Genomic DNA, 20,929 nt, shown 5'->3' with positions numbered 1-20,929 from the left:
TTATTGCGAGGCACGAAGCAATCTTTTAAACCAGCTGCTTTGTGCCTCGCAAAGACGAGTGTTTTTTATTAAAGAGTTAAGTTATTCCAGCCTTTACGGTATTCGCGTTTTACAAACTGGTTTGCTTCATCAAAATTGGTAATCTTCATATTATCATTATCCCAAAGCATTTTCATGTATCTTCCTGGATAAGAATCTTTCCCGTTAACCGATTTTTTAATATCAAAGCTTCTTATTGCCAGGTTTGCCATTAATAAAGCCTCGGTTAATGGACCGGCAATTTCGAATGGAGAACTCACTTCTTGTTTGCCGTAACCCGCAATTGCAGCTTCTACCCATTGTGCATAATGACCATTTGCGCCATCTTTTACACGAGCATATTTTTCTTTTACTTTGATATCGTTATTTCTGCTTAAAGGCAATAATTTTGGATTTGCACTATAAGTTTCTGACATCATTTTGCCTTTTGTACCGATGAACAATGTACCATTTCCGCCATCGCCAAAAGTTTCATTAGCTTCTAATTCTGCCGGGCGCTCTGGTTGGATACCACCATCCATCCAGTGTAAAGTAACATCGCCTTTGGTTTTATCTGTTTTAGGAAATTTTAAGGTAACATGGCTTGATGGAGGACAGCTTTCCGGAAAATATCCGCGTTTAAACTCATCAACATATACAGAACCCACACTGGCTTCAACTTCTTTGGCATATTTCAGGTTAAGAACACTAAATGGAGCCTCGATTAAATGACAGCCCATATCGCCTAATGCACCAGTCCCATAATCCCACCAGCCGCGCCAGTTAAATGGAACCAATTTATCTACATAGTCTTTATCAGGAGCAGTACCCAACCATAAATTCCAATCCAATTCTTTTGGAATTTCTGCCTTTTTATCAGGCCATGGAATACCCTGAGGCCACACGGGGCGGTTAGTCCAGGCGTAAACTGTATGTACATCACCAATCAAACCAGCTTCGTACCACTCTTTCATTTGGCGAGGGCCATCATTAGATGCTCCCTGATTACCCATTTGGGTTACTACTTTGTATTTTTTAGCTGCTGCTGTTAAAATACGAGCTTCATAAATATCATGAGTTAAAGGTTTTTGCACATATACGTGTTTACCCAACTGCATAGCGGCCAAAGCTTGAATGGCATGGTTATGATCTGGAGTAGACACTGAAACAGCATCGAAATTTTTGTGCTCTTTATCAAGCATTTCGCGATAATCTTTATAATACTTCGCTTTAGGGAATGCTTTGATACTGGCTGCCGCACGGCGATCATCTACATCGCATAAGAATGCGATATCGGCTTTCCCGCTTTTAGCGAACATGGCAATATCGCTTTGTCCTTTGCCGCCAACGCCAATACCTGCTACCAATAAACGATCGCTAGGGGCTAAAAAGCCTTGTCCACCTAAAACATGGCGTGGAACAATCATAAATGCTGCAGCGGCAATGGCGCTTGTTTTAATAAAATCACGTCGGTTAGTCGTGTTCTTATTTTCTTGCTCTGTTTTCATTGTAGTTTCTGAGGTTTAAACTGTTTTTTACTTATTTTTTTAAAGATAAAATATATTTTACCATGAGTTTAGCATCAGCTGGTTTCAGTGTTGCGTGTGCTGTCATGGGCATTGTTCCCCAAACACCTGTACCGCCTTTAATAATTTTATCGGCTAAATAGTTAATGTTTTTTTCTGTTGCCGGATATTTTTTAGCGATTTCTACGTAAGATGGGCCGATAATTTTATTCACTTTATTATGGCAGCCAATACAATCTGATTTGTTGATCAGTTTTTCGCCGGCGCTCATTTGAAATTCGTGATTGATTGGTGTTACGGTTGCAACTGCAAGTTTCTCCTTCTCTGAATCAGCTTTCGAAAAAGACGCCATAAATATTACTATTGCGCCTAAACCTAAAAATGTTTTTTTCATGTGTGTGTTGTTAATCTTGTAATCCTAATATTTTTTTGTTGAAAGCGCTATCACTGCCCGATGCTGCAAAATCATCAAATGCTTTTTCTGTTACATTAATGATGTGTTTCTGAATAAATTCTGAACCTTCACGGGCACCATCTTCCTGATTTTTTATACAACATTCCCATTCCATAACGGCCCAACCTTTAAAGTCGTATTGAGCCAACTTACTAAAAATGGTTTTAAAATCGACTTGCCCATCGCCAGGTGAACGATATCTGCCCGCTCTGTTTGCCCAACTTTGGTAACCACCGAAGGTACCTTGTTTACCTGTTGGATTAAATTCTGCATCTTTTACATGAAAAGCTTTGATTCTTTCATGATAAAAATCGATATATTGAATATAATCCAATTGTTGTAATACAAAGTGAGATGGATCATACAATAAGCATGCCCGGGAATGATTATTTACGGCTGCCAAGAACATTTCGTAAGTTTCTCCATCAAATAGATCTTCTCCTGGATGGATTTCATAACAAACATCAACTCCGCAATGATCAAATTCATTTAATATTGGTGTCCAGCGTTTTGCTAATTCTGCAAATCCTTCTTCTACCAGACCGGAAGGGCGTTGAGGCCATGGATGGAAATATTGCCAAAGTAATGAACCACTAAAAGTAGCATGGGCATTTAAACCTAAGTTTTGTGATGCTTTAGCCGCGTATTTTAACTGTTGTACAGCCCATTCCGTTCTGGCTTTCGGGTTTTTATGAAGTTCTTTTGGAGCAAAGGCATCAAATAAATCATCGTATGCAGGATGAACAGCAACTAACTGACCTTGCAGGTGTGTAGAAAGTTCTGTGATTTCCAGGCCATAAGATGCAATTTTGCCTTTTAGTTCATCAGCATAAGTTTTACTTTCTGCCGCTTTTTGAAGGTCGATAAATCTGGTATCCAGCGTTGGCATTTGAATGCCTTTGAAACCTAAACCTGCGGCCCATTCACATATATTATCTAAAGAATTAAAAGGAGCTTCATTACCAATAAACTGAGCTAGAAATACTCCTGGTCCTTTTAAAGTTGTCATGTCTGAATCTTAAATTTTATAATCGAACCATTTTTGGTCTGATTTGCTGGAGTTTACCACGTTTTCGATAAACGCCATGCCACGTACGCCATCTTCTGCAGTAGGGAAATCGAGCATTTCAGCCGTAGGTTGTTCATGGTTTAGCTTAGCATTTACTGTTAACGCGAAATTTTTGTAAATGTTGGCAAAGGCCTCTAAATAACCTTCTGGATGTCCGCCTGGTGTACGCGTGTTGTATTTTGCAAAATTGCCCATATAACCATTTCCGGTTCTATAAATTTGAGCAGGTTCGTTTAACCATTTTACAATTAAAGTATTAGGCTCCATCTGATGCCATTCCATACCGCCTTTCTCGCCGTAAATTTTTATTTTTAAGGCATTTTCTTCTCCTGCTGCAATTTGCGAAGCAATTAAAACACCGTTTGATCCATTATCAAATTTAAGCAATACGTTTCCGTCATCGTCAATTGCTCTTCCCGGAACAACAATGTTCAGGTCAGCGCAGATTTTAGTGATTTTTAATCCGGAGATATATTCTGCAAGATGGGCTGCATGCGTACCTATATCGCCCATGCTACCACTTTTTCCGGTTTTAGACGGATCAGTACGCCAGGCTGCCTGTGCATTACCCTCACGTTCAGACAATGTACTCAGCCAGCCTTGAGAATATTCTACCATGATTTTTCTGATTTCGCCCAATACGCCCTCACGCACCATTTGCTTAGCTTGTTTAACCATAGGGTAGCCAGCATAGGTATGCGTTAAGCAAAGCGTTAAGCCAGTTTCATCTACTTTGGCTTTCAGCTGTTTAGCTTCATCCAAAGTAAGGGTCATTGGTTTTTCAATAACCACATTAAAACCATGCTCAAGCGCCATCATTGCAGGAGCAAAGTGAGCAAAGTTTGGGGTTACTATTGTTACAAAATCAATTTTTTCATCAGCTGGCAATTCACTTTCCTGCTGAATCATTTCTTCGTAACTCTTATATATTTTATGATCTGGAAGGAAAAGCAATTTTCCGGATTCATACCCAACTTCAGGGTTAACACTCAGTGCTCCGGCAGATAGTTCAATTAATCCATCCATGTTAGCAGCTAAGCGATGTACGGCACCGATAAATGCGTCTTTTCCACCGCCTATCATGCCCATTCTTAATTTTCTTTTCATAAGGTTTAGGGTTTAGGGCTTAAGGCTTAAGGCACTGGATTTATACCCTACACCTCAAGCCTTATACCTTATACCGCTCTAAATGTTGTTTTTCTTAAGCTCTTTAACCGCGTAATCTGCAGCACGAGCCGTTAAAGCCATAAAAGTTAACGATGGGTTTTGACAAGCAATAGACGGCATGCAGGATCCATCGGTTACAAAAACATTGTTAACTTCGTGCATTTGATTCCATTTATTTAAAACAGAATTTTTAGGATCGTTACCCATTCTGGCTGTTCCCATTTCGTGAATGGCCATTCCAGGATAACATCCGTTATCATACGTCCTGATGTTTTTCATGCCTGCCTTTTCGAGCATTTCTGCGGCATCATTCATCATATCAACCCGCATTTTTTTCTCATTTTCTTTGTATTCGCAATCAATGGCTAATACCGGCTGTCCCCACTTATCTTTTTTGGTTTTATCAATGTAAACCTTGTTTTCATAGTAAGGTAACATCTCTCCAAAACCACCCAATCCCATGGTCCATTTACCTGGCTTGGTCATTTTTTCTTTAAGTCCTGAACCAAACGATAACTCGGCAACATCATTTTGCCAGTTGCTTCTGCTGGCGCCACCCTGATAACCAAAACCGCGTAAATAATCGCGTTTATCATTTCCAATGTTTTGATATCTCGGCACATAAATTCCGTTTGCGCGGCGGCCGTAGGTATATTTATCATCAAATCCTTCTGCCTCGCCAGATGCTCCGCAACGGAAATGATGGTCCATTAAATTATGTCCTAACTGGCCACTGCCATTTCCTAAACCGTTTGGATGAGCTTCAGAAGTAGAGTTTAATAAGATGAACGTTGATCCTAAAGTAGAGCCATTAACAAAGATGATCTTGGCATAAAACTCCATTGTTTTATTGGTTTCTGCATCAATTACCATTACTCCTTTTGCTTTCTTCGTGTCCTTATCATAAATGATATGGTTCACAATAGAATATGGCCGAAGAGTAAGGCGTTTTGTTGCCATGGCCGCAGGCAGTGTAGAAGATTGTGTAGAGAAGTACGCTCCAAAAGGACAACCACGGCTACATAAATTTCTGTATTGACAGTTTCCACGGCCTTTATGAGGAACAGTAAGATTGGCCACACGACCAATCATCATAATACGTTCTCTGTTATAATGCTCTTCTATGCGTTTTTTTACTGATTTCTCTACAATGTTAAGATCCATTGGAGGTAAAAACTGTCCATCAGGACACGTTGGCCAATTTTCACTGGAACCACTAATGCCCGCAAAACGCTCGGCATAATCGTACCAGGGAGAAAGCTCTGCATAACGAACAGGCCAGTCATTTCCATGCCCGTCTTTTGCATTATCTTCAAAATTATGATCACTTAATCTATAACTTTGGCGTCCCCACATTAGTGATTTACCCCCCACATGGAAACCACGATACCAATCGAAACGTTTATCTTCAGTGTAAGGACATTCCAAATCGTTAACCCACCATTTTTCGTTTGCTTCCTGGTATGGATAATCTCTTTTTTGTACAGGGTGGGTACGTTTTTGCTCTTCGGTCAATTTACCGGCATGTTTAAATTCCCAGGGGTTTTTCATGGCCGATTCATAACCTGTGATATGCTCAACATTCATTCCTCTTTCGAGCATTAAAACGCGCAGGCCTTTTTCAGTAAGTTCTTTTGCAGCCCAGCCGCCACTAATGCCCGATCCTATAACAATAGCATCGTAAGTATTCTCTGCTTTTAAATTTGTATTTAAATTCATGATGTTTTGTTCGTTGTATGGTTAGATTAGGTTGCCCAGGATTTTTGCCCTGGCTTAAGGGTTGTTCCGCCATCATATCGGCCTGGGATGGCCACATATTCACGCGCCTGGGTGCAACCAATTTCCGATGCATAATAGCCCAATAAAGTTAAATCTCTGGCTGTTATGAAAAAGTAAACCAGATCTTGATTTTCTTCTGATTTGGTTTCTTTTTGAGCAATCGACATTAATCTTAAATCGACCATTAATTTGGTGCGCTCGCCAACAGTCAAATTCATGTAGTTCTTACCTAAATCGGTGGTTGATTTATCCTGAAGTTCTTTAAAGCCTTTTGCAAAAGAGGTTTGCATTTTTGCGGGATAACAATCTTGCATCATCATCGGGATGAATTTTCCCAAACCAGCAGCTTTAGCACCTGGAGATGATTTTGTGGTCGGAACAATAATGTTAGCAAATTCAGCAAAAATCTTTTCATCCTGTATAGAGAATGATACAAAGTTTTTTTCATTTTCAGGGAGCGTAAAACTTTCAAACAGAACGCCCATTGTACTTGCTGAGATGGCTCCTCCCAGCAAAAATGCGACGTTTTTGAGTGCTTCTCTTCTGTGCATCGTTTTTATGATTTTTTTATATTGATTATCATGCGTTGAATTAGTAATATTAGAAAAAATATAACGGAAAAATCAACTCTGCCCATTTAAAAATCTCATCTGCAATGCGATTGTTACTGCGTAGAATTATTCTAAATAGCTGTTGTTTTCATGCCTCATGCATGTTTAAATTTATTTTTTATATGTGATTTACTTCGTGTAAATAATACATTAACTCTACATAAATGTATTTCTTGCCTAAGAATTTGTTCCTATTCTTCGTCAGTTAAAAATTATTTTAAAATAAGCCTTTCTTTTAAAGTAATTATAATTTCCACATGCACCCAAGAATGTTTTTAATCAAATATCTTTTAGTAAAAATATAAATCAGCATAAACATTAAATTAAAGCATTTACTTTTTTACAGGTATTAATATCTTCAGCTATGTACTTAGTGTAAAAATTTTATAGCCTTTTGTCCCATTTTTTTACCTTTGCTCAATCTCTAAAAAATTATGCAGGAAAAAATTATTGTTTTAGGCTCTAATGGGCAAATTGGTACCGAACTGGTTACCATGTTACGTAAAATATATGGTGATGATCATGTAGTTGCATGTGATATTCGCCGACCAGATTATGATATCAAAAATTCTGCGCCATTTGAGTTTGTAAACGTTCTGGATAAGGAGATGATTAACGGCATTTTCAAAAAGTATAAGCCAACACAGGTTTATCTTTTGGCTGCATTATTATCAGCAACAGGAGAGCAAAACCCTAAATTGGCATGGGATTTAAATATGAATGGTCTTTTGAACGTATTGGATTTAGCTTTGGAATACAAGGTTGCTAAAGTTTATTGGCCAAGTTCTATAGCTGTTTTTGGACCGAATTCTCCTAAAGATAATACTTCGCAATATTGCGTAATGGATCCAAATACTGTTTATGGAATTAGCAAACTGGCAGGAGAACGTTGGTGTGAATATTATAATCAAAAATATGGGTTGGATGTTCGCAGTATCCGTTATCCGGGTTTAATCAGCTGGAAAGCAGCTCCCGGAGGTGGAACAACAGATTATGCCATTCATATTTTTCATGAGGCCTTAAAAAAGGGGAGTTATCAAAGCTTTTTAAGTGCCGAAACGGAATTACCAATGATGTATATGGATGATGCTATTCGCGGTACAATTGAATTAATGGATGCACCAGCCGATCAGATTTCTGTTAGAAGTAGTTATAACTTTGCCGGGGTAAGTTTTACACCTGAGGTTTTAGCGGCTGAAATCAGAAAACATATTCCGGATTTTACTTTAACTTACGCCGATAGTGATCCTCGCCAGCAAATTGCAAACAGCTGGCCACGCTCTATTGACGATAATTTTGCTGCAAAAGATTGGGGATGGAAACCAGAGTTCGATTTATCGAAAATGACCACAGATATGTTAAATAATTTAAAAAAATAAGGTGTAATGGTTTAACTGTTTTAATTGATTAATTGTTTGAATCGTCATTGTACATCAGTTAACCGATTTAAAACTAACAGTTAACCTACCCTGGATACTAAAAAAATGGGAAGAGCATTCGAATTTAGAAAAGAAAGAAAATTTAAGCGTTGGGCCAAAATGGCGGTTCAATTTACACGTATTGGTAAGGATATTGTAATGGCGGTTAAGGAATCAGGACCACATCCTGAAACCAATTCCCGTCTGCGTACAGCAATGCAAAATGCAAAAGCTGTAAACATGCCAAAAGATAGGGTGGAGGCAGCCATTAAACGTGCTTCTGATAAATCGTTGGCAAACTATGAGGAAATTGTTTACGAAGGTTATGCGCCTCATGGAGTTGCTGTACTGATTGAAACAGCAACTGATAATACAAACCGTACGGTTGCCAATGTTCGCAGTTATTTTAATAAAACCAATGGCACGTTGGGTAAAACAGGGTCATTGGATTTTGTTTTCAACCGCAAATCGGTTTTCCGTTTTGTACCTGCTGAAGATTTGGATTTAGAAGAATTAGAATTCGAATTAATTGATGCTGGTTTAGAGGAATTATATGTAGAGGCTGATGAAGAGGGAAATGATGTAGCGGTTGCACAAGGTGCATTCGAGAATTTTGGATCATTACAAAAGGCTTTGGAAGAAAAGGGCATCGAATTAAAAAGCTCAAAATTGGAACGTATTGCGCTATCTCATCACGAAGTTACGGAAGAGCAGGCTGCTGATGTTTTGAAGCTGATTGACAAGTTAGAGGAGGATGACGACGTACAAGCGGTTTATCATAATATGGCCGAGTAGTTAAATTACCTGGTTATACAAAAAAGGCTTGAAGATTTTTCTTCAGGCCTTTTTTGTATATTAATCTATCATTTTTGCTAAAGCCCATCGTGCGGACACATCATTAGCATTGTATGTCATGCCCATTTTGATTTGATTTTCTTAATGTGTTTTTAAATAGCAAAGGCTTCAAGGTTCCCACCTGCGTGGGAATGACGGCGCAACAAGCATAGCCTGAAGAATATATGTGTCACACGATAGGGTATGAGTGTAGGAAGATAAATGATATGTTCAGAATAAAAATCTCATGCTTTTATCACCATTGAGAAATTAACAACATTAAGCAGAGGGGCTTAATGTCCTTAATTGTAAATGACTATTTTCAGATCGATACTGATCTGCAAAATCAATTCTTTTTATGACTAAACAACCATGGCAGCAATTCTGGTTCTGCGAAAGCTGAATCCCAGCTATTGTGATTTGCGTTTGGATAAAGTGTGAATTTTACCTCTTTACCTACTGTTTTTAATCTTTCGGCAATAGCCATTGAAAAAGCCGGATCAACAATGTCATCTTTTCCACCATGAAAAATCCAAAGGGGGATATGCTGATATTTTTTGATGTTATTGGTGTTGTCTCCGCCACAGATTGCAAAGGCAGCAGCAAATGTTTTACGTTGTCTTCTTAACAGCTCATAAGTGCCCATTCCTCCCATGGATAAACCACCCACATAAACCTGTTCTTTGTTTACAAATGGCTTTTTCAAAAAATCTTTAACCATTCGTTGCAACGCATGCATAGCAGCAGTTGGTTTGCCACCTTCAACAAAGCTGAAATTTCTTTTGCCTTTATCATTGCTTGTAATATTCACGTTTGCCCAATAACTTTCTACAGGACATTGAGGAAAAACAATAATTGCAGGGAATTTTTTTCTGATATCATCTTTTAAAAACAGTTTAGCACCATGTGTTAACTGTTTCTCATTGTCTTTTCCACTTTCTCCGCGGCCATGTAATACAAATAGGATAGGATATTTTTGTGTGGGGTTAAAATTCTCCGGAAAGAGAATTCTGTAATAGATGGAATCTTTTCCTTTTATAAAATTTCCACGATCATATTTTTTTAGATCCTGAGCGTTTAAAGTGATAATCGAAAAGAGAATGCAGATGCTTAGAAAAATTTTCTTCATAAAACAAAAATATAAAACCCTGACCATTTTACAATGGCACAGGGTTTATAATAAATCTGTAACCTTTAGCTTGATAATTAAACAATTATTTTTGGTTTTAATCTTAGTTTTGGCCAGCATGACTTTACGCCTTAGATATGCCCGAGCCGAGGTATGTGTCTTCGCTGAATTATAAAGCCGACAAGTCATTTTTAAATAGTTTTTATATTAATGTTATCAAAGCTGTTGTAATTATTTTAATGTAAAAGATGCTTCTTTTACATCTCTGGAATTTGTGCCAATGAATACTTTAAAATCGCCTGGTTCTGCAACAAATTTTAAATTAGAATTATAGAATTTAAGATCATCTTCAGTAAGGTTAAAACTAATCGTTTTGCTTTCCCCAGCTTTCAAACTCACTTTTTGGAAACCTTTTAATTCTTTAACCGGACGAGTAATGCTACCTACCAAATCACGGATATAAAGTTGTACAACTTCTTTTCCATCATATTTACCGGTATTGCTTAGCGTAACCGAAGCGGTAATCGATTTGCCTTTGGTTAAAGTATTTGAACTTAATTTAACATCACTATAACTGAAGGTGGTATAACTTAAACCAAATCCAAAAGGATATAAAGGATCGTTACTTACATCTAAATAATTGGAACGGAATTTCTCAAACCATTTGCCCTCTGCTAACGGGCGACCAGTGTTTTTATGTGCATAATAAAGTGGCACCTGACCTACATTTTGAGGAAAAGTTGTGCTTAATTTACCTGATGGATTTACTTTTCCAAAAAGAACATCAGCAATAGAATTTCCTGCTTCGCTGCCCGGGAACCAAACATTCAAAATAGCTGGAATATTTTCTTCTTCCCATTTTAGTGCCAATGGACGACCAGTAAATAACACCAAAACAATTGGTTTTCCTGTTTTTGCCAAAGCTTTTAATAAGTTTTTCTGCGTTTCAGGAATTTGAATATCTGTTACACTGCTTGCTTCTCCGGTAAATTCAGAGCCTTCACCAATTGTAGCTACAATCACATCTGATTTTTTAGCTACTTCTAAAGCCTCTTTAATCATATCGGCTTCAGATCTTGAATCGCGTTTATACGTGGGGTTATGAACATTTACATAGCGGTGTTCCATTGTTGAATCGGCAAGGAAATTTGCGCCACGAGCGGTTAAAATTTTAGCATCAGCGCCTAAAGCATTTTTTAAACCCTGTAAAACCGTTACTGATTGATCAAATAACGCTGCAACACTCCAAGTACCATACATATTTGCCGTGTTATCTGCCAATGGACCAATTAAGCCAATTGTTCCTGTTTTTTTAAGTGGAAGAAGGTTATTGTTATTTTTAAGCAAGACGAAACTTTCTGCTGAAATTTCACGGGCAACCTGACGATTTTCTGCATTGAAAACTTCTTTTTCAGCTCTTTGTGCATCACAAAATTTATATGGATCAGTAAATAATCCTAATTTATATTTTGCCTGAAGAATTAAACGGCAAGCCCTGTTAATTTGGTCAACACTAACTTTTTTCTCTGCCAAAGATTTTTTCAATGTGCCTAAAAAACCTTCGCCAACCATATCCATATCAATACCGGCATTTAAAGCTAAGGCAGAAACAGTTTGCAAATCACCCATGCCATGCGCAATCATTTCCGGAATACCGGTATAGTCAGTTACCACGAAACCTTTAAAGCCCCATTGGTTACGTAAAACTTCAGTCATTAACCATTTGCTTCCTGTTGCCGGAATCCCGTCAACTTCATTAAAAGAGGCCATAATACTAGCCGCACCTGCATCTACAGCGGCTTTATATGGTGGAAAATACTCATTGTACATTCGTACTTTACTCATATCTGTGGTATTATAATCTCTACCAGCCTCAGCAGCTCCGTATAAGGCATAATGTTTTACGCAGGCCAGAATTTCGTTATTAGCCTGTAATTTGCCCTGATAACCTTTAACCATTGCAGCGGCAATTTTAGAACCCAGATAAGCATCTTCTCCACTTCCTTCAGAAATCCTTCCCCAACGCGGATCACGGGAAATATCAACCATAGGCGAGAATGTCCAGTTAATTCCACTTGCACTCGCTTCAATGGCAGCAACCCTTGCCGATTTTTGAACGGCATCCATATCCCAGGTACAACTCATACCTAACGGGATAGGGAAAACGGTGTTGTAACCATGAATAACATCCATGCCAAACAGCAAAGGAATTTTCATTCTACTATTTTCTACCGCAACTTTTTGTACCGCCCTGATTTTATCAACACCTTTAATGTTGAACAAACCACCAACCTGACCATCTTTGATTTTTTTACCGATATCGCTGCTATTTGCTTGTCCGGTTGTGATATCACCAGAACTGGGCAAATTCAACTGACCTATTTTTTCGTCGATTGTCATTTTAGCCATCAGGTTATTGATGAATGTATTCATCTTAACCTCTTCGGCTGAAACAGGTTTTTGGGATTGTGCTAAAATGGAATTGGCCAGAGCTACAAACAAAAGGATGGAAATTATTTTTTTCATTATAGTGTATTTAAAATTTTATAAAATGCTTGTTTTTTTTGATGGAGCGCTAATTCCATTTTCATTAAAAGATTCTATTGTGAAGAAATATTTTTGATCTACATTTAAGCTTTTAAGCGTTAATGAGTTCTGATCATATACCATCCAAGAATTGTATAATTTATCAGGAGCAATTCCCCATTTTATATTGTAGCCCTGACTGCCATTTACTTTTTTCCAGTTTAGGTTGGCATTTCTCTTATCCTGTTCTCTGGTTACAATGAAGTTTTCAGGAGTTGCAGGTAGTTTTCCATTTCCCAGACCAAATATTCGAATGTCGGAAATAGCAAGATTAGGCATAGGTACATGTATATTTTTATACTTTACGTAACGAGCTTTGACTGGCGACTGAAGTTCATTATAGGCGTTTGGAGTATCACTGAAACTTTGTGATTGATCAACCATAGTGAACCATGATTTGCCATCTAAACTACCTTCAATGGTATAACGATGATAAAGATTATCTACTTTGCCATATAAATTTGACTTATAATCATGGTAGTTAAGTTGAATGGCGTAAATTGAACTGATTTTTTCCAGATCAATTTCTATCCACTGATTGTTGTCATTTTTTTCTGCAACCCAAAATGACTTTACATTTTCATCCACAACATTATTAATGCTATAATTTTCAGTCTGAGATGAAGCTTTAACATTTTTTTTATAAGAAAGGAGCATCCATCCGGTAAATTCGCCTTTTTTCTCACTTTGAACCGGGCTGAAATGTGGGTAATCTCCAAAAGAAGTATTGGTATACATTAATCCGTCTTTATCAAAAAATGTGGGGTAAGCACAAATTCTACGCTCCCAATTCACATTAACTGATAATGCCATAGATGCAAAGTGCCAATATTGATTGCCCGGACCTAAAACGGTACTGCCATGACCAGCACCATTCATAAAACCACCCGGCTTGTATGAAATCGGATTATTGGGTGCATAGATATAAGGACCTAACGGTTGATCACTAACATACACGCCATCACCATAAACATTGAACTCCGTTCCGGGTGCCGCATATTGCATATAATATTTATTGTTGTGCTTAGTAAGCCATGGCCCTTCTATATAACCCTTAAGTGACGTTGAAGAATGATTTTCGCCAAATCTTTCCCATCCGTTTTTCTCGGGGTTAAGATTAAAGAGCTCAATGATTTTTGAAGATGGATTAAAACGTTCATTTTTGTTTAACTCCATACCCTTGATTGGGAACACGTTTGATGAGCCCCAAAACATATAAGCTTTATCATCATCATCAATAAATAAACCCGGATCTTGTAGATTATTGAGTATAGATGGCGTTGCTTTCCAATCTCCCTTTTTCGGATTATCAGTATATAAAATGCTCATAGAACCCGATGGATCTCCTGTAACATAAAGAACTGAATCTTTATAATTATGTGCTGCAGGTGCATTGGAGCCTTGAAAATACCATTTTTCTGGTTTAATAAAACTCCAATTGGTTAAATCCTTACTATGCCAATAGCCCATAGAGCGTGTTACAAACATGTAATATTCATTTCTAAACTTAACCACAGCAGGGTCGGCACCAGAACGATAAGAAATGTTTTTATCTGAGTTGTAGATCATGTAGGTGTAATCAATATCGATAGGGTTGCAGTATGTTGCACTGTTTTGACCATAAGATTTTAGGAAAAACAATATTAAAATAAATAATAAAGGCGCTTTTTTATCGATACTATACACCATAATGCTACTATTTTGCAGGACTAAAATTAACGTCGTTAAAAATGAAGGAATGTTCCTTTTCTTCTTTAAATATTTTTAAGTAAGGGGAATAGGTTTTAATAGTAGCCGTTTTTTTCTTAAAATCCATATCTATAATTCTAAGAAAACCATTTCCACCATTTACAGAGCCTTCAACACCTTGTTGGAAATTTGCTAACATTTGATATACGGGCAATCCCTTTTCGTTTGTACTAATCAATGTTCCTACACCAGAATCCAGGATGTGACCAGAGAACACCCACCTGATGTTAGGATTTTTACTGATCAATTTTTCCCAGATTTGTTCGCCATCATTTACGGCTTTTGGTCCGCTGTCTTTTCCAACACCGTAAGCCTGCGGCCGCCATTTATCACCTTCTCCAATTCGGGTGTTATCATTATACATGTAAGCATGGGTATTAACAATTGTTAATCTATCAGGATATTTTGCTGCAATGTAATTGGCCCAATCCAAAACTTCATTTCTTGGGCCAAATTCTAAAGTGATAACCAACCATTTTATTTTTCCTGTATTAATCAGATAATATGAATTATCAAGTTTATCTTTCTCAAAAGCCCCGCCAAAATATTTTTTTGAAGAAAAATCTGCGTACTTAAAATATTGATTAAACAATTCTGAATTTCTTACATCGGCAAATTTGCCTGGTCCGCTTCCCATATCATGATTGCCAACAGCCAGGATATAAGGCACGCGCTCATCGATTTTAGAAAATGCTTTTTTAACCAAATCCCATTCTGTTTTATTGTTATTTTGAGTAAGATCACCTTGTTGCAACACAAAATCTATCTTTTTTGAATTTGTTGCAATCCAATCCAGTTGTGAATCTAAAATTTGTGGAAATTTCTCCGCATAAGTTTGCGTATCAGGCAGCAAAACCACTCTTACTTTATTGCTGCAGGATGTTAACAACAAAATTATGATTACAATATAATGGGCTCTTATTTTCATCATTTATTTTTGAATTTCGAAACCTAACTTGGCTAGTCCTTTTTGTACATCAGTATTGCTCATGAATAATTTCCAAAGCAAACCAGATCTATAATTTTCAATCATGACAACCATTGGCCCCTGATCAATTCCTAAGTATCTTTTTGGGTACCAGTTATCTGTTTCAGAAAAGGCATCGTAAAAACCATATTTACCCCAAACCTTATCGCCTAAATTTTCATACAGGTGGCGAATCACTTTCATGGATTCTTTTGGCGTATATGGAATAGATGAAATGGCTGCAGTAGGGGAGATTACCCCAAAGTCTTCCCGTGGATTATGAGCCGCATAGCCTTTAACTGAATAACTTGCTGTTAAACCCCAGTTATTTTCACTATAACCTTTAAAACCTTTTGGGTTAGCTACGCAATAGTCGTGAATGGCTAAAGTATGGTTTACATTGTTTTCCCAGTAATCTGCATATCGATCTTTCAATCCTTTTGGATTCAATCCTAAATAAGAATAATGTGCCCAAAACAATGGTCCGACAGAATTTTTCTGGCCTTGATAATCTAGTGTGAATGGATGACCGTAAACTTCAAATTTTGTTTTAATAGCGCCATTTCTGCCCCAGCCTTCGTGGTAAACTTCTGCAGGAACAGTGTGTGTTGGAGAAGATGCCGCCAAAACATACATAATCAAACATTCATTGTAACCTTTAACCGGGAAGTTCATTTCCCATTGATATTCAGGCGACCAGTGCCAGTAAAGGACATTTTGCTCACCGTTACGATACCAATTGAAATCAATTCCTTTCCAGAGTTCATCGGCCTTTTTAGCAAGTGCTTTCTCTGTTTTTGTTCCGTTTTTATAATAAGCATCAATACAAATCAATGCCTGTGCTATAAAAGAAGTTTCAACTAAATCACCACCATTATCTTTTTTGCCAAATGGCCTTACCTTACCGGTTTCTCCATTAATCCAATGTGGCCAGGCGCCGTGAAAGCGATCTGCTTTTGCTAAGAAATCCAGAATCTTATTCAATCGGGTTAATCCTTCTTTTTTAGTTACGTAACCTCTATCAATGCCACTTAAAATGGCCATTAGGCCAAACCCGGTTGCGCCGGTTGCTACCGTATTTTTATCGTTTTGAGGATAAACTTCATCAACATGAAAACGTTCTCTCCCTGCTCCTGAAACCGGTTCGGCTCCATCCCAAAAATATTGGAAGGTTTGTTTTTGAACCAGATCGAGTAACTGTTCATCAGAGAGGTTTTTCTTAATGGTTAAATCGGGGTTATAGGTTTGACTTTCTTTTTGTGCAGAACACGAAAAGAAAATTAAAGCCAGTGATAAAAATAAAGCGTTTAGGAATGTTAGTTTCATTGTATGAATTTATGTTAAAGATTAGGGCTGTTAAAACCTAGGGTTCTCATGCCCGCTTTAATTTCTGGTGCACTCATAAATAAGTTCCAGATTAGTTTTGTTCTGTAATTTTCGATCATGATGATGATCGGACCCTGATCTATCGCCAGGGTAGAAGAGGCAAACCATTGATCTCTTAATGAGAATGCATCATAAAAGCCATATTCTCCCCAGGTTTTATGGCCTATTTTATAATAAAAAAATCTTAAGGCTTGCAGAGATTCAGCAGGTGTGTAAGCAATAGATGATAACGCTGCGGTTGGTGCGATTGTGCCCACATCATTGTTTGGAGAACTTGCTGTATATCCATTTTGAATATCACTGGCAGTTAATCCCCAGCAATTTTCACTATAACCATAATTACCTAAAGGATTTGCTTTGCAATAATTATAATTGATTAGTGAATGGGCTTTTACCTGGGTTTCATAGTTGGCATAAGCATCAGTTAAACCATTTGGGTTGATTCCAAGAAAGGAATAATGAGAAAAGAACAATGGTCCGCCGTTAGCCGTGCCCAAAGGAAGTTGAACACCGTAATAGGTATTGCCGTTTTTCATTGCTCCGTTTTGCGCCCAGCCAGCATCATAAACGGTTTTAGGAATAGAATAAGTTGAGGAAGAAGCAGCCATTACATAGGTAATCAAACACTCATTCCAACCTTTAATTGGCAGATTCATTTCCCAGTTGTAATTAGGACTCCAATGCCAATAAAGGGTATTGCTGTTATCTTTTCTGTACCAGTTCCATTCAACGCCGTTATAAATGACATTGATGTCGTTTCTTAAAGTTGTTTCGGCAGCATCAGCACTATTAAAATATTGACGGGCAGTAAGTAAACCTGCCATCAAAAATGAAGTTTCAACTAAATCGCCACCATTATCTTTAGTACTGAAAGGAATCACTTTACCCGTATTTCCGTCTAACCAATGTGGATAAGCGCCGTGAAAACGTTCTGCTGTTTTTAAAAAAGAAACAATTTTCTGCATTCTGGTTAAGCCTTCTGCTCTTGAAATAAAATTGCGGCTTACGCCCGTAACTAAAGCCATGATTCCAAAGCCCGAACCACCAGAGGTTACGGTATTGCCTGAAGTGTTTCTTTCTCTGGCCAAGCCACTTGTTGGGTGGCCAAAATCCCAGAAATATTTAAAAGTTTGTTTTTGAACCAGGGTTAAAAGTTCATCATCGGTAATGCGTGGAAATTTATCAGTATCGTCTAAGCCGGTATTGAGTGATATGATAACCGGATTAATTAATCGCCCGTTAGTGGAAGATTTTAAATTACCATTAATATTTAAGGTGTATGCTGTAAAAGATGAAAGTGCAGTTTTGGGAACGATTACAATTGTTTTATCTGAATTTTGTAGCTGTTGGTTATATGGAACAACTGCTCCGTTAGATTCTGATAATATGATAGCTCCAGGAATTGTTGAACTATTTATAGGCTCTGTGAAGTTAATTCTAATTTCCGGAAGATTATTTAAACCACTGTAGGTTAATGTACCATTATATTTATCATTAACCGTAAAAGATAATGTTACATCATTTGGGACAGGTGATGAATCTCCTCCTTTTTTACAACTGAATGTTAATAGCACCGGAATGATTAGCAACAAATACTTTAATGGTAATTGTAATGAAATCAAATAAGGTTTGAATATTAACATTTATTTTAGTTGAATTTATGAAAGAGGGGGAGCCCAAAAAATCGTGGTCAGTCGTTATTCTTGTTGAAAACGGAAATGACCATTGATTTTTTGGACAGCCTCTTAATCGTATTATTTTCCGGCAACGCCTAAATTATATAAAGCTTTGATGTGTGCATCAGGAAGAACAGTGTTGTAAATTCTTAATTCATCGATAGTTCCTGTCATTGCTGCATATTCTACGCTCGTATTAACAGCTTTGCCAGGAATAACATTATAGTTACCACCAATTATGAATTCACTTGGTTCATAAGCTTTAAATAAGTTATTACCCACGCCGCGATTGTTATAAGAACCCACATCTATACCATTGGCCCATTCCTTAAATGTACCAGAGTTGCTATCATAAGTTAATACCAGGTGTGTCCAAACATCAGCACCAATTTTTGGGTTTAATGTAGCGTTTAAATTATCCTGAGAACCACCACCAACAGTCGAGAATCTTGGGCCGATTCCTAATTTATCAGTTACTGTAGCTGCATAGGCCTGGGTATTTAATCTGAAATCTAAGCTGCCATCAAAAACACCCGGACGAGCCAGTTGCATCAACATGGTTCTTTTTGAACCATTGTTTGTAATCTGCACCCAAACACTTACGGTAAAGCTTTTTAGGGCATCAGTTTTAAAAGCATCGAATTGTTTGGCGTAGTATAAATAACCAGCGGTAAGTTTAATTGCCTTTCCTTTTACACCGGTAACAAATACATCGTTTGCAGTTTGTGTTGGTGCAGAAGAAGATTTGATTTCATTTTTGGTATCATCAAAAGACCAGTAAGCTTTTAAATTGTTTGGATAAATTTCATCTGAACTGGTATATCCGTCAACCTTTCCCTGATATGCAGATGGATCTATATCAGGTAAATTATTGGGGTTATCACTTTTTTTACATGATGAAAAAAGTGCTGAGCAAATGGCAATGCCAAATGCTAAGCGTTTTATGTTTAAAGTTGAAACTTTCATTTTCTAATTTTTTATGGTTTAATAACCAGGGTTTTGAGTTAAAACACCTTTACTTAAATCTATTTGAGCTTGTGGAATTGGAAGTAGATTATCGCGTGATGCAATAAAATTAGGTCTTCCTGCACTTGGTAAAGCTGTTCCGGAAATTCCCCATCTTACTAAATCGAAGAAACGATCATGTTCCATTGCCAGTTCAATTCGTCTTTCTTGTCTGATTGCTTCACGTAAAACAGCTTGATCAGTTGTTACAACATCAGGCAAAGTACCAGCAGGGGCACCTGTTCTGGCTCTTGCACGAACGCTGTTTAATGCGGCCAGAGCTGCTGTTATATTTCCAGCACCACCAACTTCATTCGCTGCTTCTGCATACATTAACACTACATCAGCATATCTTAGCAAGCGAATATTCATCCATCTGCCAGCTCTGTTGTTATAAAGCGCTCTAAAAGCAGGATTAGTATAAACTTTGTGGTTATAAATAGGGTTTTCCCAGGTAGTTCCTGTTATTTCTCCATAAACGGTTTTGTATGGATTTTGAGAGGCCAATGTAGCGGCAGTATTTCTATATAAAAATGTTCTGGCTTTTCTTGGGTCATTAGCCTCGTAAGCATTCTCCAGGTTTGTGTTTGGAACATTCCATCCATATCCTAAGTTCCAATCGCCTGGCGCTCGTACCCCTTGCCATTGTGTAAATTCAGCTCCATTATTTGTTGGAACGGTTGCACTTGCCGTTGCCTGAACTTCGAAAACTGATTCTTTGCTATTTTCTCCTGATTCTCCAAATATGGTATTGTATGAAGTTGTCAAATCATACTGACCAGAAGTCATTACCGCATTAGCAGCCCCCATGGCAGCAGCCCATTTTTGCTGAGTTAAATAAACTTTGGCCAATAAGCCGTTTGCCATTCCTTTTGATGATCTTCCCACAAATTTCTTATCCCAGCTTACCGGAAGATTTGCAGCAGCAAATTGTAAATCACTTTCTATGAAAGCATAAATTTGGGCTGGTGTACTTTGAGGAACATTATATTGATCAACGGCTAGTACTTTATCAATTAATGGAACTCTACCATAAAATCTAACCAAATTAAAGTACGCATAAGCCCTTAAAAACCTGGCCTCTGCCTGTGCTTGAGTTTTTTGTGCATCGGTAGCCACTATATTGGTGTTGTTACTTACGTTTTCTAGAACAGTATTACACTTACTAATAAATGTGTAGTATCCCGTCCACATGCCATTACTAAAGCCATTGCTTGGTAGTACAGGAAAAAGGTCCATGCTGCTTGCATCGGCTCCACCATCAGTTGGAGAACTACCTTTATCTGCATCATCGCTTCTTATACTCGTAGCCAAAAAGAAGGCTGTACAATGCACCGCATATGATCTTAAGTCATTATATGCTGCGAAAAGAAACACATCGTAAGGCCCTGAGCCTGCTGGGTACGGATAATCCTCAGTGGTATATTCTCCCTGTCTTTGTGTATCTAAAAATTTCTTACATCCAGTTGAAGAAAATATCATTAATGCAATTAATGCAAGAACAATATTTTTGCGGGTGTTAATATTTGTTTTCATTTTATATTGATTAAATGAT

Annotated in this window: 16 protein-coding genes; 2 read left to right on the top strand and 14 right to left on the bottom strand. The window is 37.6% G+C overall.

Annotated elements, in window-relative coordinates; translation table 11 throughout:
* Nucleotides 1-68 precede the first annotated feature (68 nt).
* From DU508_RS18185 to DU508_RS18160, 6 genes are all read right to left on the bottom strand, one after another.
* Complete coding sequence (locus DU508_RS18185) at nucleotides 69-1,526, bottom strand: Gfo/Idh/MocA family protein (protein WP_115404195.1); 1,458 nt, start codon at nucleotides 1,524-1,526, stop codon at nucleotides 69-71.
* 31 nt (nucleotides 1,527-1,557) lie between these two features.
* Entirely contained in the window at nucleotides 1,558-1,938 is a 381-nt protein-coding gene (locus DU508_RS18180) for a c-type cytochrome (RefSeq protein WP_115404194.1), read from the bottom strand.
* Nucleotides 1,939-1,948: 10 nt separating this feature from the next.
* Complete coding sequence (locus tag DU508_RS18175) at nucleotides 1,949-3,007, bottom strand: sugar phosphate isomerase/epimerase family protein (RefSeq protein WP_115404193.1); 1,059 nt, start codon at nucleotides 3,005-3,007, stop codon at nucleotides 1,949-1,951.
* 9 nt (nucleotides 3,008-3,016) lie between these two features.
* On the bottom strand, nucleotides 3,017-4,174 hold the full coding sequence (locus tag DU508_RS18170; protein WP_115404192.1) for a Gfo/Idh/MocA family protein: 1,158 nt from the start codon (nucleotides 4,172-4,174) through the stop codon (nucleotides 3,017-3,019).
* 78 nt (nucleotides 4,175-4,252) lie between these two features.
* Entirely contained in the window at nucleotides 4,253-5,953 is a 1,701-nt protein-coding gene (locus DU508_RS18165; RefSeq protein ID WP_199562742.1) for a GMC oxidoreductase, read from the bottom strand.
* A gap of 26 nt (nucleotides 5,954-5,979) precedes the next feature.
* Nucleotides 5,980-6,564, bottom strand: coding sequence for a gluconate 2-dehydrogenase subunit 3 family protein (locus tag DU508_RS18160; RefSeq protein WP_115404190.1), 585 nt, complete (start codon nucleotides 6,562-6,564; stop codon nucleotides 5,980-5,982).
* Between the two features lie 494 nt (nucleotides 6,565-7,058).
* On the opposite strand from DU508_RS18160, the gene DU508_RS18155 reads away from it, so the two are divergent.
* Together DU508_RS18155 and DU508_RS18150 are read left to right on the top strand one after the other, a co-directional pair.
* Nucleotides 7,059-8,003 carry an NAD-dependent epimerase/dehydratase family protein gene (locus DU508_RS18155; RefSeq protein WP_115404189.1) on the top strand — a complete coding sequence of 315 codons (945 nt, stop codon included), beginning with the start codon at nucleotides 7,059-7,061 and terminating at the stop codon, nucleotides 8,001-8,003.
* Nucleotides 8,004-8,108: 105 nt separating this feature from the next.
* The gene (locus DU508_RS18150) at nucleotides 8,109-8,837 is read left to right on the top strand and encodes a YebC/PmpR family DNA-binding transcriptional regulator (RefSeq protein ID WP_115404188.1); all 729 of its coding nucleotides are present in this window, start codon (nucleotides 8,109-8,111) and stop codon (nucleotides 8,835-8,837) included.
* 385 nt (nucleotides 8,838-9,222) lie between these two features.
* Here the strand turns inward: DU508_RS18150 and DU508_RS18145 are convergent, their stop codons facing one another.
* From DU508_RS18145 to DU508_RS18110, 8 genes are all read right to left on the bottom strand, one after another.
* Nucleotides 9,223-10,005, bottom strand: a complete 783-nt coding sequence (locus DU508_RS18145; RefSeq protein ID WP_115404187.1) for a carboxylesterase family protein — start codon at nucleotides 10,003-10,005, stop codon at nucleotides 9,223-9,225.
* A 231-nt stretch (nucleotides 10,006-10,236) separates the two neighbouring features.
* Entirely contained in the window at nucleotides 10,237-12,531 is a 2,295-nt protein-coding gene (gene bglX / locus DU508_RS18140) for a beta-glucosidase BglX (protein ID WP_115404186.1), read from the bottom strand.
* 18 nt (nucleotides 12,532-12,549) lie between these two features.
* A complete protein-coding gene (locus DU508_RS18135) occupies nucleotides 12,550-14,280 on the bottom strand; it encodes a family 43 glycosylhydrolase (RefSeq protein WP_115404185.1) in 1,731 nt (576 codons plus the stop codon).
* 7 nt (nucleotides 14,281-14,287) lie between these two features.
* Nucleotides 14,288-15,271 carry a metallophosphoesterase gene (locus DU508_RS18130; RefSeq protein WP_115404184.1) on the bottom strand — a complete coding sequence of 328 codons (984 nt, stop codon included), beginning with the start codon at nucleotides 15,269-15,271 and terminating at the stop codon, nucleotides 14,288-14,290.
* Nucleotides 15,272-16,633 carry a glucoamylase family protein gene (locus tag DU508_RS18125; protein WP_115404183.1) on the bottom strand — a complete coding sequence of 454 codons (1,362 nt, stop codon included), beginning with the start codon at nucleotides 16,631-16,633 and terminating at the stop codon, nucleotides 15,272-15,274.
* A gap of 14 nt (nucleotides 16,634-16,647) precedes the next feature.
* A complete protein-coding gene (locus DU508_RS18120) occupies nucleotides 16,648-18,336 on the bottom strand; it encodes a glucoamylase family protein (RefSeq protein WP_115404182.1) in 1,689 nt (562 codons plus the stop codon).
* Nucleotides 18,337-18,447: 111 nt separating this feature from the next.
* A complete protein-coding gene (locus tag DU508_RS18115; protein WP_115404181.1) occupies nucleotides 18,448-19,335 on the bottom strand; it encodes a LamG-like jellyroll fold domain-containing protein in 888 nt (295 codons plus the stop codon).
* Between the two features lie 18 nt (nucleotides 19,336-19,353).
* Nucleotides 19,354-20,910: a RagB/SusD family nutrient uptake outer membrane protein gene (locus DU508_RS18110; RefSeq protein WP_115404180.1), complete on the bottom strand. Its 1,557-nt coding sequence runs from the start codon at nucleotides 20,908-20,910 to the stop codon at nucleotides 19,354-19,356.
* Nucleotides 20,911-20,929 lie beyond the last annotated feature (19 nt).

The organism is Pedobacter chinensis (genome assembly GCF_003339865.1).
Lineage (GTDB): Bacteria > Bacteroidota > Bacteroidia > Sphingobacteriales > Sphingobacteriaceae > Pedobacter > Pedobacter chinensis.
Note: the sequence above shows the minus strand (reverse complement) of the source record. Positions and strands in the feature narration are given on the sequence as shown.

Excerpts from the sequence above, each read along its gene's own strand:
- DU508_RS18115 (WP_115404181.1), bottom strand. The coding sequence starts at position 19,335 with ATGAAAGTTTCAACTTTAAACATAAAACGCTTAGCATTTGGCATTGCC.
- DU508_RS18175 (WP_115404193.1), bottom strand. The coding sequence starts at position 3,007 with ATGACAACTTTAAAAGGACCAGGAGTATTTCTAGCTCAGTTTATTGGT.
- DU508_RS18150 (WP_115404188.1), top strand. The coding sequence starts at position 8,109 with ATGGGAAGAGCATTCGAATTTAGAAAAGAAAGAAAATTTAAGCGTTGG.
- DU508_RS18120 (WP_115404182.1), bottom strand. The coding sequence starts at position 18,336 with ATGTTAATATTCAAACCTTATTTGATTTCATTACAATTACCATTAAAG.
- bglX (WP_115404186.1), bottom strand. The coding sequence starts at position 12,531 with ATGAAAAAAATAATTTCCATCCTTTTGTTTGTAGCTCTGGCCAATTCC.
- DU508_RS18185 (WP_115404195.1), bottom strand. The coding sequence starts at position 1,526 with ATGAAAACAGAGCAAGAAAATAAGAACACGACTAACCGACGTGATTTT.
- DU508_RS18170 (WP_115404192.1), bottom strand. The coding sequence starts at position 4,174 with ATGAAAAGAAAATTAAGAATGGGCATGATAGGCGGTGGAAAAGACGCA.
- DU508_RS18165 (WP_199562742.1), bottom strand. The coding sequence starts at position 5,953 with ATGAATTTAAATACAAATTTAAAAGCAGAGAATACTTACGATGCTATT.
- DU508_RS18125 (WP_115404183.1), bottom strand. The coding sequence starts at position 16,633 with ATGAAACTAACATTCCTAAACGCTTTATTTTTATCACTGGCTTTAATT.
- DU508_RS18145 (WP_115404187.1), bottom strand. The coding sequence starts at position 10,005 with ATGAAGAAAATTTTTCTAAGCATCTGCATTCTCTTTTCGATTATCACT.
- DU508_RS18180 (WP_115404194.1), bottom strand. The coding sequence starts at position 1,938 with ATGAAAAAAACATTTTTAGGTTTAGGCGCAATAGTAATATTTATGGCG.
- DU508_RS18160 (WP_115404190.1), bottom strand. The coding sequence starts at position 6,564 with ATGCACAGAAGAGAAGCACTCAAAAACGTCGCATTTTTGCTGGGAGGA.
- DU508_RS18110 (WP_115404180.1), bottom strand. The coding sequence starts at position 20,910 with ATGAAAACAAATATTAACACCCGCAAAAATATTGTTCTTGCATTAATT.
- DU508_RS18135 (WP_115404185.1), bottom strand. The coding sequence starts at position 14,280 with ATGGTGTATAGTATCGATAAAAAAGCGCCTTTATTATTTATTTTAATA.
- DU508_RS18155 (WP_115404189.1), top strand. The coding sequence starts at position 7,059 with ATGCAGGAAAAAATTATTGTTTTAGGCTCTAATGGGCAAATTGGTACC.
- DU508_RS18130 (WP_115404184.1), bottom strand. The coding sequence starts at position 15,271 with ATGATGAAAATAAGAGCCCATTATATTGTAATCATAATTTTGTTGTTA.